Source organism: Pseudoalteromonas sp. SCSIO 43088 (assembly GCF_023650795.1).
Classification (GTDB): domain Bacteria; phylum Pseudomonadota; class Gammaproteobacteria; order Enterobacterales; family Alteromonadaceae; genus Pseudoalteromonas; species Pseudoalteromonas shioyasakiensis.
The window spans coordinates 1,823,595-1,836,784 of sequence record NZ_CP072675.1 but is presented as its reverse complement, the minus strand read 5'-3'; the positions used below and the strand labels follow the sequence as shown (position 1 = coordinate 1,836,784).

The 13,190-nt window shown below is 41.2% G+C and carries 9 protein-coding genes and 1 tRNA gene; 3 read left to right on the top strand and 7 right to left on the bottom strand.

What is annotated here, in order from left to right; genetic code table 11:
* Positions 1 to 177: 177 nt before the first annotated feature.
* Both J8Z28_RS08530 and J8Z28_RS08525 read right to left on the bottom strand, forming a co-directional pair.
* On the bottom strand, positions 178 to 1,005 hold the full coding sequence (locus J8Z28_RS08530; protein ID WP_250660312.1) for a hypothetical protein: 828 nt from the start codon (positions 1,003 to 1,005) through the stop codon (positions 178 to 180).
* On the bottom strand, positions 998 to 2,272 hold the full coding sequence (locus J8Z28_RS08525; RefSeq protein WP_250660311.1) for a site-specific integrase: 1,275 nt from the start codon (positions 2,270 to 2,272) through the stop codon (positions 998 to 1,000). The genes J8Z28_RS08530 and J8Z28_RS08525 overlap by 8 nt, the downstream gene beginning before the upstream one ends.
* A 650-nt stretch (positions 2,273 to 2,922) precedes the next feature.
* Here J8Z28_RS08525 and J8Z28_RS08520 point away from each other — a divergent pair.
* Both J8Z28_RS08520 and J8Z28_RS08515 read left to right on the top strand, forming a co-directional pair.
* Positions 2,923 to 2,993, top strand: a tRNA-OTHER gene (locus tag J8Z28_RS08520).
* Between the two features lie 220 nt (positions 2,994 to 3,213).
* Positions 3,214 to 3,975 carry an IS5 family transposase gene (locus J8Z28_RS08515; protein WP_024600859.1) on the top strand — a complete coding sequence of 254 codons (762 nt, stop codon included), beginning with the start codon at positions 3,214 to 3,216 and terminating at the stop codon, positions 3,973 to 3,975.
* 180 nt (positions 3,976 to 4,155) lie between these two features.
* Here the strand turns inward: J8Z28_RS08515 and J8Z28_RS08510 are convergent, their stop codons facing one another.
* A complete protein-coding gene (locus J8Z28_RS08510; RefSeq protein WP_239964487.1) occupies positions 4,156 to 6,102 on the bottom strand; it encodes a glycoside hydrolase family 97 protein in 1,947 nt (648 codons plus the stop codon).
* 194 nt (positions 6,103 to 6,296) lie between these two features.
* On the opposite strand from J8Z28_RS08510, the gene J8Z28_RS08505 reads away from it, so the two are divergent.
* Positions 6,297 to 7,205 carry a substrate-binding periplasmic protein gene (locus J8Z28_RS08505; protein WP_250660310.1) on the top strand — a complete coding sequence of 303 codons (909 nt, stop codon included), beginning with the start codon at positions 6,297 to 6,299 and terminating at the stop codon, positions 7,203 to 7,205.
* A gap of 40 nt (positions 7,206 to 7,245) precedes the next feature.
* Here the strand turns inward: J8Z28_RS08505 and prpF are convergent, their stop codons facing one another.
* From prpF to prpB, 4 genes are all read right to left on the bottom strand, one after another.
* The gene (gene prpF / locus J8Z28_RS08500) at positions 7,246 to 8,415 is read right to left on the bottom strand and encodes a 2-methylaconitate cis-trans isomerase PrpF (protein WP_239964485.1); all 1,170 of its coding nucleotides are present in this window, start codon (positions 8,413 to 8,415) and stop codon (positions 7,246 to 7,248) included.
* A gap of 3 nt (positions 8,416 to 8,418) precedes the next feature.
* Positions 8,419 to 11,010 carry a Fe/S-dependent 2-methylisocitrate dehydratase AcnD gene (acnD, locus tag J8Z28_RS08495; RefSeq protein ID WP_054561377.1) on the bottom strand — a complete coding sequence of 864 codons (2,592 nt, stop codon included), beginning with the start codon at positions 11,008 to 11,010 and terminating at the stop codon, positions 8,419 to 8,421.
* 116 nt (positions 11,011 to 11,126) lie between these two features.
* Positions 11,127 to 12,251, bottom strand: a complete 1,125-nt coding sequence (gene prpC, locus J8Z28_RS08490; RefSeq protein ID WP_054554725.1) for a bifunctional 2-methylcitrate synthase/citrate synthase — start codon at positions 12,249 to 12,251, stop codon at positions 11,127 to 11,129.
* A gap of 24 nt (positions 12,252 to 12,275) precedes the next feature.
* Positions 12,276 to 13,151, bottom strand: coding sequence for a methylisocitrate lyase (gene prpB / locus J8Z28_RS08485; protein WP_250660309.1), 876 nt, complete (start codon positions 13,149 to 13,151; stop codon positions 12,276 to 12,278).
* Positions 13,152 to 13,190 lie beyond the last annotated feature (39 nt).

Below are 13,190 nucleotides of genomic sequence, written 5' to 3'. Positions count from 1 at the left end.
CGTATAGGAACCTAGGTTTATAAAACCTTAGCCCCTGTTTATGATGAAGAACGCTTTTTTACAGCCTTATAACAATTGCTAAAAAGCTAGATTTTCCTTGTGGGTCAAGTGATTAGCTAGGGACTAGGTTTGCAATCAAACACTAGCCTAGGTTCTGAAATTTCAAGAGTGGAGAAGTTATAGTTTTTGCGATAAATCTTTGGCAAGAGCCTGTTCATAGATGGATTGTTTAAACCCCTCTGTTGTTGTTCCACCTGAAGAGTTCCAGTTTATCAATGTGACAATTCGATCAATTGCTTTTTTAGAGACAGTAATTTGAGCTTTATCTTTAACATTTGCTTCACCGTACTGTTCATCAAGCCACTTTTTTATGTAAGCCTTAGGATGTGTGAGATTTAAACCTGAAAAACGTTGCCATGCCTCTATAGCAATCCCTAGTTCAAGTGAATATTCTGGATGGTTTTTATCGAGAACGCTTGGTACTCCTTCGGAAGTGCTTGGTTTATCAAAAAATGGTGTATTAAAGTTGTTCTTCTGAAACCACTTTCTAACAGACTCCGTTTTTACTAAATACCCTTCAGAGATATTTTTTAACCGTACATCTTCACTAACGCATTCAGCAAATTCGCACTCAATTTCTTTCCTTTTCACTGCTTCGACAAGTCGTTCTTTTAACTCTTGGTAGAGAATGTCTTTAGGACTGGGGATATAGTTACCCAATGAATCACAGCCTTCAACAGGAGCTAGGGGATGGGTGTTCGCTTCCTGTTTAAGGTAATCATCAATTGAGCAACTATCGGCTCTCATAGGGTAATACCAAGATTGCGGGGAATTATCAGAATGCTCATAAGTAAACACCTCTTCACGATCAAGATTAATTACAGCAGGAGTAATTTTTAAAAACCTAGGATCTATGCCAAGTACTAAAGCTGTCATTATATAAATTGAATGAGATTCTTTTAGTTTAAGAAGCTCAATATAATCAGGGTACTTGTGTTCAGTCATCGTTAGGCATCATCATATTAAAGGCTTTTGATAAAGCGTTTTGTTTGTGTTCAGGTGCAAGGTGTCCATAATGCTTTTCAACCATTTTAGTATCAGCATGTCCCATGAGCTTGGCAACAGTGAGTAAGTCTGTACCACTCATAACAAGCCAACTCGCAAAGTTATGCCTAAGATTATACAAATCAAAGTCTTCAGGTAAACTAGCCAGTGGCCTAATATGTTTTTTCCAAGGGTCAGATATAAATCGTTTTGTGCGTATGGTTCCTTTATCACTTGGGAACACTAGACCTAGCGGAGAGTTGTTACTTTGTTCTTTCCATTTTTTTAGCGTTTGAGTTGCTTCAGGCATTAAAGGGAAAGTCTGTGGCTCATTATTTTTATGTTTACTCTTCTCGAGTGCCTTCCTGATGGTTGGCGTGGTTGAGCTTAGGTTGATCTCTTCCCATGTTAAAGTGCGAATATCACTAGGTCTGAAGCCTGTATAAAACATAACTAGAATGGCAGGTTTTACAAAATCAACATACTCTAAATCATCAAAGCTAGGTAAATTAGCTTTACCATGTAAACGGCTATTTTTACGTTCTGTTCGTCTTTTTTCTTGATAAAGATCTAATGCTCTCATTAAGTTAGCAATCTGCTCTTTGCTTAAATATTTGCGTTCATTAACTTGTTTGACCCCTTGTTCAGGTCGGTGATATTTATCTAAGTTAATATTATGAATTGGAGAATCTGTGATGTGTTGTTTTTTTACTGCATCATTAACTAATGTTTTAAAAGCACCGTAAACTCTTTGTATAGTAGAGTCTTTTAAGTCTTTGGCGATCATGTTCATATGCCATTTATGAATATGTTTTGCATTAATTTCAGCAAAAGTTAGTTTCATTAATTCAGAACAGTGACGTTTAAAATATGCAGCTGTTTCGTTGCCTGACTTTTTACCATTTAACACAACTGAGTAAGTTGAGTCGAAGTAAGCTTGAATGGTATCTTTTGAAGCTAGTTTTTTCTCTTTTCTTTGGCTTAAAGGGTCTTTACCTTGGGCGAGATTGATAAGATGTTGTCGAGCTGACTCTCTAGCCGCATCTAGCGTAACACTCGGGTATAAGCCAATTTTAATTGAGTGCTTTTTTCCTGAGTCATTACGGTAGGATACGTTCCAGCTATAACTCTTTGCATTTCGCTTAATAAATAGCCCTGTGACTTTGTCATCCCACAACCTTAGAGTTGTCTCATTATTTACCCATTGAGTAATCTGTTTTTTATTCATGATGCTTTATCTGGAATAAGTTTTTGATGTCTATATTCTAACAGACACCAAATAGACACCAAGTAAAAAATACAGCAAAGTACTTTAAATGATTGCCATAGATGTGCCAATTAATAATATACCCTTTAAATACAATGTGTTGCGTAGATTTTGATGTAATTGCTGATAACTAGAGATACTTTAACTTATCAGCTATTTTTACCTTGACATGGTAGGGGTCGGTGGTTCGAATCCACTCGGTCGTACCAATTTATTCAAACTCCTCAGAATTTTATTATCCTAAAATCAACATTATACAGTTCTATTTCAGTTGGTTAGAACACTACCGCTCTCTATGACCCGGCCCAAAAGTCGGTGGTTCGAATCCACTCGGTCGTACCAACTTATTCAATTCTTTATAATTTTTCTATCATAAAACCAAAATCATACAGTTGTAGCTCAGTTGATTAGCGCACTACCGCTATCTATGACCCACGCCAAAATCGGTGGTTCGAATCCACTCGGTCGTACCAATTCTAATTTTTCCGAATTATAAATTTAAAAGCTCAGTTGGTTAGAGCACTACCGCTCTCTATGACCCGCGCCAAAGGTCAGTGGTTCGAATCCTCTCGGTCGTACCAATTCTAAATTTCCCGAATTATAAATTTAAAAGCTCAGTTGGTTAGAGCATTACCGCTCTCTATGACCCACGCCAAAATCGGTGGTTCGAATCCACTCGGTCGTACAAATTCTTAATTTTTCCTAATTTAAAATATTGTGTAGCTCAGTTGTTTAGAACACTACCGCTCTCTATGACCCACACCAAAAGTTGGTGGTTCGAATCCACTCTGTGTACTAATTCTAAATTTCTCTAGGGCGTGTTGATCTTTGTGGTATGAAAAACAAACAGCATGAAGATAAGGTATAATTGAATTCGCCAGAAAACTTTACACCGAACCTACATGCCAAGATTAATGCTAACAGACGGGACATGGAATGTCTTATCAAAAGTAATGTACTTAAGTGGTCGAATTTATAATAAGCCCGACCATAGAAAAACGCTCGAAGGCATACTGTATAAGATGCGCACAGGTATTCCATGGCGAGATTTACCTTCTGATTTTGGCCGTTGGAGTGCTATCTACAGACGGTTTAATTTATGGTCCAAAAAAGGGATTTTGAATGAACTGTTTCGCGCATTATCTCGTGATGCGGACATGGATTGGGTCTTCATTGATGGCAGTATTGTCAGGGCTCATCAACATAGTTGCGGTGCAAGAACTGCTGACAATGAATCAATTGGAAAGAGCCGAGGTGGAAATTCTACGAAAATTCATCTTGCAGTCGATAGCGGAGGGTTGCCTGTTTATTATGAATTATCCTGTGGAAATACGCATGATATCGTCCATGCAGAGTCACTCGTAGCTAATTGCCCAACAAGTAATATGGTTGTCGCAGATAAAGGCTACGACAGTGAAAAACTGAGAGCGTTTGTTCGTGATAATAACGCTACACCCGTTATTCCACGTAAGGGCAACAGTTTAGTAGGCAATGAAGATATTGACTGGTGCATGTATAAATATCGGCACTTGGTTGAGAATGCATTTGGCCGTATTAAGCAATATAGAGGGATAGCCACGCGGTATGAAAAGCTTGAACGAAATTATCATTCAATGCTCGCTTTAGCATTTACTATGATGTGGCTACCAATGTGGGCTGATTGATATATGTACTACAAAGATCAACAGCCCCTAATTTAAAAAAATAAAAAGCTAAGTTTATTAGCGCATCCCTCCTCTCTGTGACCCACGTCTAATTTAACAAGGCAAATATAGCTATAAAAAAAGCGAGCAACCTGCTCGCTTTTCTCTACTTGGTTTTGTTTATCGCCTATTAACTCACATTTAGCGACCAATTATCAGTGCGCCACCTTGAGCTAATAAGTTTAAGGTTAATTTACCACTGTTACTTACTGTGACTTGCTTAGTACCTGCAATGCCATCTTTTTTATCAAACAACAGGGTGATTTTTTTACCTGCTAACATAGGTAAATCAATATCTAATGTTTTAGATTTATTTTCACCATTCACGGCTGCTACCCACCATGTTTGTTGATGACGCCTCGCAATCGTTGCATCTTGACCCGGCTGACCTGCAATATAGCGTGTTTCATCCCATACCGTTGGCATCGCCTTTAAAGTATCAATAACAAATTGAGGTTGTTCTTCAAGGTTATTTGGCGTCAGACCAAAATGTTGCACTGGTGATTGATAAAGCACACCTGTTGCCAGTTCAAATGTATCTGTGGTTTTACGAATATTGCCGACTGTTTGATCTTGAGATAAGCGTTTGTTTAAAAACACTGGGGCAAAGTCCATAGCGCCAATAGCATTACGAGTGAACGGTAAAATAGTCGCGTTATAGGCATGTAAATCTAACGAATTTTGATGAAAAACAAGGTTCTCCGATGCCAGTACTGCTTCAGATGTGACGAAGTTAGGATACATTCTTTCCCAGCCACGCGGGATGGTGCTGCCATGAAAGGTGATCACTAAACCATACTGATTTGCATCTGTAAGAATATCTTCATAGAGTTTAATGGTCTCTTGTTTGTCACCACCAAAAAAATCTACTTTAAGCCCTTTAACACCAATGCTTTGCAACCACGCCATTTCATTTCGACGTGCTGGTGCACTGTTCATTCTATTTTGTGGGGTTTGAGGTGCGTCATTCCACCAGCCATTTGAGTTGTACCATAAAATAACATCAACGCCCTTTCCATTGGCGTACTTAACCAATTCAGCCATTCTCTCGCGGCCAATGTTTTTATCCCACCAATTGTCGATTAATACATATTCAAAGTTTAATGACGCAGCTAAATCGATAAATTTGATTTGATCATCGTAGTTGATACTTGGGTCTTGCCAAACAATCCAGCTCCATGTTGAACGACCCATTTTATATTCTTGGCTTGCTTGATAAAGGGGTTTAACCAAATCAAACGCCACGGTTGATTCAACAATTGGCTTTAAACTTGCTCCTAACGTGATGGTGCGCCAAGGTGTGGTTGCAGGCATTGCCATAGCCGCATAAGTTGCACCAATGCCATTGTTTTCTCCAGCCTGAGGAAATGAAATACGATAAACACCGTCTTTCGTGCCTTCGCTTAATTTTGAGCCAACATAATGGCTATCAACACCGGTTTCAGAAATTAATAACCAGCCTTTATCGCTATTTTTAAATAATGCAGGAAATGTATAGCCCACGCCATTCGCTGACGGTGTTCCAAGGGCTGCGTTGAAGGTGTAAGGCTCTTCGTAACTTGGTTTTGTTTGCATCCAGCCCGTTTCAGGTAAGGCTTGTGGGCTTATAAACGTGGTTGCATTATCTGGTAGGTTAAAAGCACTGTATTCAGCTAACACCTTAATACGGGTATCAGTTTCAGCTCCCGATATCTGATAACGAAATGCAACATCGCTATCAGACACGTTAAACTCGACTCCTAGTACTTTGCCCTCTTGGTTTTCAAATTGCGCTTTTAAGGTATTCGCCGTGTAGTTTACTTCACTCACCTTTGCATTATGCAGCTTATATCTTTCATTGACTGAAGCTGTTGTATGGCTTTTATATTTTAGGCTTTGTGAAAAATCACCCAGGTTGGTATTTAAACCAAGCTGTGATTGCTGCAAAAACTCTTGGTTGCCATAATTTACGCTATAAACAAGCTGATTTTGTTGTTTTTCGAGTTTTACAGTTATTTGTCCATCAGGGCTTGTAACGCTAAGCGGTAATTGTGCGTGAGCAAGCATAGAGCTTGTGAGAAGTGATATATAGATACTTGGTTTTATCATTGTTGTTATCCTTAAGCTGCAAAAGCATTAAGTGATATCATAATACAAATGTAAACTTTTTGTCACTCAAGTCTATTAATATAAGCTGTGATCGAAAAATGTACTCCATCCGTTAGATATTGTTACAGTTACTAGGTTGTATATTTACGGCAAAAGGCTAAGCTTTAGATAAATAACAAAAACTTAAACAATTTATGAAACTACTGACCGTATTTTTTTTATTCGCCTCATATCAAGCTCTTGCGGGCCTTACGCCTGTTAGCTTTGAAAAAAATGGCGAAATCATCACTGAAGAAGCGGTGCGTTTCAACGGCGGATATGGGTATAACTTAGATGCCAAACATGTATTAAAGCTCGTTACTTTAGATTGGCCTCCTTATATAGACGAAAACTTATGCAACAAAGGCTGGCTCTATCAATTTACTGTAAGCTCCTTACTTGAAAAAGGTTATGGCGTGCATATTGGTTTTTATCCTTGGGCACGTGCCGTAAGAGAGGCTGAATTAGGTCGCGCTGATATTCTCTTTCCTGAATATTTCATTGAAGATGATGTTATTTCAGATAACTTCCTTGATAAAACCCGCAACGATTTACTCGCTTTAAGCCATGCCATTCCAGGTGGGGATCTTTCTTTCGTGGCGTTAAAGGGAACTCAAATTCCATTTAATGGGGATTTAAAATCAGTTAAAAATTTACCAATTGGCGTAGTTCGCTCATATAAAAACACCAAAGAACTCGATGCCATGATTGATAATAAAGAAATCGATACAATCGTCGCTAATAATGAGTACCAACTAATTCACCTCTTACTTAGTAACCGCGTAAGCCTGATTGTGGCAGATCTTGAAGTGTTAAAAGCAAGCGTTTACAAGTCTGAATTATCAATTAGCGGCAAACGACAAATACTAGAATCACTGGTCGCATTAGAGCCTAAGCTTGAATACAAACCGCTATATTTTTCTGTCAGCAAATCAACGCCACACTGGCAAAAAGTTTTAGAAGACTTAAATGATGAAGTAGAACTCATGCAACAGAGCGGCAAGTTTGATGAGTTTATTGAAGGCATGAAGCAACAATGCTACGGATTAGACAAAGCGGCGTAACCGCCGCTTTATTTAAATTATATCTGTGCACAGCTGTGTACTATTGAGGAACTCGAACCCAGCCTTCCATTAATACACGTGCACTTCGGCTCATACTTGCTTTTGTGACTTGCCAATTACCATCAACAAGTGTTGCAGCAGCGCCCACTTTTAAAGTGCCAGAAGGATGACCAAAGTTTACCTCCTGTCGCTCACCACCACCTGCAGCAAGGTTTACCAAGGTACCAGGAATAGCAGCTGCAGTACCTATTGCAACCGCAGCCGTGCCCATCATGGCATGGTGCAACTTACCCATCGACATAGCACGTACTACTAAATCAATATCGGCTTCGTTTACAACTTTACCGCTTGATGCATGATAAGTTTTAGCTGGTGCAACCCAAGCTACTTTTGGCGTATGTTGACGTGCCTTTGCTTCATCAATATGAGAAATTAGCCCCATTTTCAACGCCCCATAGGCACGAATCGTTTCTAACTTTTCAAGTGCCGATGCATCACCGTTAATGGCTTCTTGTAGCTCTGTGCCATCATAGCCAACTTCACTGGCGTTAATGAAAACTGTAGGAATACCCGCATTGATCATCGTTGCAGACAACATACCAATACCCGGCACTTCTAATTCATCGACTAAGTTACCTGTTGGGAACAAAGCCCCTTCGCCATCAGCAGGGTCCATAAATTCAAGTTTTACTTCAGCGGCTGGAAAGGTCACGCCATCAAGCTCAAAATCACCAGTTTCTTGCACTTCACCGTTAGTAATTGGCACGTGCACTATGATGGTTTTACTAATATTGACTTGCCATACTTTAACTTCAACAACGCCATTCTCTGGAATTTTGCTGGCATCAACAAGACCGTTTGACACAGCAAAGGCCCCGACTGCTGAAGTTAAATTACCGCAGTTACCACTCCAATCAACAAACGCTTTATCGATAGCAACTTGACCAAACAGATAATCAACATCGTGATCAGCTTTAGTACTTTTCGATAATATCACCGTCTTACTGGTGCTTGAGGTTGCACCGCCCATACCATCAGTTTGTTTTTGGTAAGGATCGGGACTGCCAATCACACGTAATAACAGGTTATCGCGCGCCTCACCTGCCACTTGGGCAGGCTCAGGTAAATCAGTTAAGTTAAAGAACACCCCTTTACTGGTGCCGCCACGCATATAGGTCGCTGGCACCTTAATTTGTGGTTTAAATACCATTGCTTAGTGCTCCTCAGATTCTAAAAAATCTTGCGCGAAACGTTGCAGTACACCACCCGCTGAATAAATTGACACTTCTTCAGCTGTATCTAAACGGCACGTCATTGGTACTTCAACGATTTCACCATTGGCACGGGTAATCACTAGTGTCAGTGTTGCGCCTGGTGTTGGCTCACCTTTAACACTGAAACTCTCACTACCATCAATACCTAGCGTAGTTCGCGTGGTACCTGCTTTAAACTCAAGCGGTAATACACCCATACCAATTAAGTTGGTACGGTGAATACGCTCAAAGCCTTCGGCTGCAATCACTTGAACACCAGCTAGGCGTACACCTTTTGCAGCCCAGTCACGTGATGACCCTTGACCATAATCGGCACCAGCCACAATGATAAGCGGTTGTTTGCGCTGCATGTAGGTTTCGATAGCTTCCCACATACGCGTCACTTTGCCTTCAGGTTCAATGCGAGCATATGAACCTTGCTTCACTTCACCATTTTCTTTAACCATTTCATTCAGTAACTTAGGGTTAGCAAATGTTGCACGCTGTGCTGTTAAATGGTCACCTCGGTGAGTAGCATACGAGTTAAAATCTTCTTCTGGGAGACCCATTTTAGCGAGGTACTCACCAGCAGCACTTGACGCTAGAATCGCATTTGAAGGCGATAAGTGATCAGTAGTGATGTTGTCGCCCAACACAGCTAAGGCACGCATATCACTCAAAGAGCGTTCACCCGCTAATGCGCCTTCCCAATAAGGAGGACGGCGAATATAAGTACTTTGTGGACGCCATTGGTAAAGCGGATCGTTGTCTTCGCCATAATCTACACTTAAATCAAACATTGGCTCGTAAACCTTTTTGAACTGCTCAGGTTTAACACTTTGTTTAATCACTGCATCAATTTCTTCGTCTGATGGCCATAAATCCATAAGGCGAATTTCGTTGCCTTGTTGATCATGCCCTAATACATCTTTTTCGATATCAAAACGAATAGTACCGGCAATAGCATAAGCAACAACCAGTGGTGGTGAAGCTAAGAATGCTTGTTTAGCATAAGGGTGAATACGACCATCGAAGTTACGGTTACCCGAAAGTACAGCCGTTGCGTATAGGTCTCGGTCAATCACTTCTTGCTGAATTTTTGGATCAAGCGCACCACTCATGCCGTTACAGGTTGTACACGCGAAGGCAACAATACCAAAGCCAAGTTGTTCAAGCTCAGGTAATAAATTGGCTTCTTCTAAGTAAGACTTAACCGCTTTAGAACCCGGTGCCAGTGATGTTTTAACCCATGGCTTACGAGTTAACCCTTTAGCGTTGGCATTACGCGCAAGTAAACCTGCAGCAATAACGTTGCGTGGGTTACTGGTATTCGTACAACTTGTGATTGCAGCAATGATACAGGCGCCATCTGGCATTAAGCCTTCTTCATTCTCAACAACGCCAGTGATACCTGCTTTATCAAGTTCGCTTGTTGCAACACGGCGATGTGGATTTGAAGGGCCCGCAATATTGCGACCAACTGAAGACAGATCAAAAGTTAACACACGCTCATACTCGGCTGTTTTAAGGCTATCACTCCAAAGGCCAGTCTCTTTTGCGTAAGTTTCAACTAGTTTAACTTGCTCTTCTTCACGGCCTGTTAAACGTAGGTAATCAAGTGTGTTGTCATCGATGTAGAACATCGCAGCTGTTGCGCCAAACTCTGGCGTCATATTAGAGATAGTTGCTCTATCACCTAGGGTAAGTGCATCGGCACCTTCACCATAAAATTCAAGGTAGGTCGACACAACTCTTTCATTACGTAAAAATTCGGTGATCGCTAATACGATATCGGTTGCAGTAATACCCGGTTGTGGCTTGCCTTTTAGTTCAACACCTACAATATCAGGTAAACGCATGTAAGATGCACGGCCAAGCATCACGCTTTCAGCTTCAAGGCCACCTACACCGACAGCAATTACACCTAGCGCATCAACCATAGGTGTGTGGCTATCTGTACCAACTAATGTATCTGGGAATGCCACGCCATCACGTTTTTGGATCACAGGTGACATTTTCTCTAAATTGATTTGATGCATAATGCCGTTACCCGGCGGGATCACATCAATATTTTTAAATGCTGTTTTTGTCCAATTGATAAAGTGGAATCGGTCATCGTTACGACGGTCTTCAATAGCACGGTTTTTTTCAAATGCGTCAGGTTCAAAACCTGCGTGTTCAACCGCTAATGAATGATCAACAATTAACTGTGTAGGTACCACAGGGTTCACTTTTGCAGGATCGCCGCCTTTTGCAGCTATTGCATCACGCAAGCCTGCTAAATCAACTAACGCTGTTTGACCTAAGATATCGTGACACACAACACGCGCAGGAAACCATGGAAAATCTAAATCACGCTTGCGGTCAATTAACTGCGACAGTGCATCATTTAGCATTTCAGGGTCACAGCGACGAACTAAGTTTTCGGCAAGTACTCTTGATGTGTAAGGAAGTGTGTCATAGCTGCCCGGTTTAATTGCATCAACAGCAGCGCGCGTATCAAAGTAATCGACGCCGGTGCCTGCTAATGGTTTTCTAAAATTTGTATTCATGATGATTCTACTTGTACTTGGTGACGGTGAACAAAGGTGGCCTGATTGTTTTTGTATTTATTTCGCCCCTTCATAAAGGGGCAGCCAAGCTACCCCTATCACTGATTTAATTACGATTAACGCTCAGAAATTGGCGTATAGCTACGCGCTTCTGGGCCCGTATAATCTGCACTTGGGCGAATAATACGGTTATTAGCACGTTGCTCTTTCACGTGCGCTGTCCAACCTGTTACACGGCTCATCACGAAAATTGGCGTGAATAACTTAGTTGGGATCCCCATGAAGTGATACGCAGATGCATGGAAGAAATCAGCATTACAGAATAATTTCTTTTCACGCCACATAACTTCTTCACAGCGAACAGACACAGGATATAGAACATCATCACCCACTTCTGCTGCCAGTTTTTCTGACCACTTTTTGATGATCACGTTGCGTGGATCTGATTCACGGTAAATGGCATGACCAAAGCCCATGATCTTGTCTTTACGCTCAAGCATACCCATCAGTGCATCTTCAGCTTGGTCTGCACTTGTGAAGCCTTCAATCATATCCATAGCCGCTTCGTTCGCACCACCATGTAATGGACCACGTAAACTACCAATAGCACCCGTTACACAAGAGTGAATATCAGACAATGTTGATGCACACACACGCGCAGTGAATGTTGATGCATTAAACTCATGCTCTGCATAAAGAATTAAAGACACATTCATTACTTGCTCGAACAGTGCTGATGGTGCTTCGTCATGTAATAAACGTAAGAAGTGTGCACCTACCGAATCATCATCTGTTTCAGTTTCAATACGAACGCCGTCATGGCTAAAACGATACCAGTAACAAATAATGCTTGGGAATACGGCAACTAGGCGATCAATCGCATCATTCGCTTGCGAGAAATCTTGCTCCATTTCTAGGTTACCTAGCATAGAACAACCCGTACGCATTACATCCATTGGATGCGCGTCTTTAGGAATGTTTTCAAGCACTGTTTTAAGTGCATCTGGTAAACCACGTAGTGATTTTAGCTTTGCTTTATATTCAGTCAGCTCAGACTCTGTTGGTAATTCACCGCGCGACAGTAAAAAAGACACTTCTTCAAACTGCGCTTTATCTGCTAATTCACTAATATCATAACCACAATAAGTTAAACCTGAACCTGACTTACCTACTGTACACAGTGCTGTTTCACCTGCTACTTGACCACGTAAACCTGCGCCGCCTAATGCTTTATCTACCATGAGTGTTCTCCTTATATGTTGTCGTTATGATTTTTTAGCTGAGAAAAGGTTATCGAGTGTGCTTTCATATGAGTGATAATCTAAAAACTCATATAATTCCGCACGTGTTTGCATATTGTCTACTTGGCTTTGTTGCGAGCCTTCGCTAAGAATAGACGAATACACATTAAGTGCGGCTTTGTTCATGGCTCTAAATGCACTAAGTGGATAAAGTACAATTTCAACACCCACTTCGCTCAATTGCTCTTTTGTATAAAGTGGCGTTTGACCAAATTCAGTGATATTTGCAAGAATCGGCACATTTAACGCTTTAGCAAACGCTTGGTAATCTGCTAAATCATGTACCGCTTCTGCGAAGATGGCGTCTGCACCTGCTTCAACACACGCTGCTGCGCGGTCAATCGCGGCATTTAAGCCTTCTTTTTGAAATGCATCAGTACGCGCCATAATATAAAAATCACTGTCTGTCTTGGCATCAACCGCAGCTTTAATACGGTCAACCATTTCATCTTTAGACACGATCTCTTTATTAGGACGGTGACCACAACGTTTTTGTGCTACTTGGTCTTCAATATGAAAGCCCGCTGCGCCTGCTTTGGTCATTTCTTTAACGGTACGAGCAATATTAAATGCACCGCCCCAACCTGTGTCAGCATCAACAAGAAGCGGTAAGTCGGTAGCGCTGGTGATTCGACGAATATCTTCAAGTACGTTATCAAGGCTAGTCATACCTAAATCTGGCATGCCGTATGATGCGTTAGCAACACCCGCACCTGAGAGGTAAAGTGCTTGGTGACCTGTTTTTTCTGCCATCATTGCGCAGTACGCGTTGACGGTGCCAACCACTTGCAATGGCTTGTTGTTGGCGATTGCCTGTTTGAATTTCAATCCTGCTGACATTGGATAACTCCTATCTTTGAACGGTTTTAGCTCTTTGGC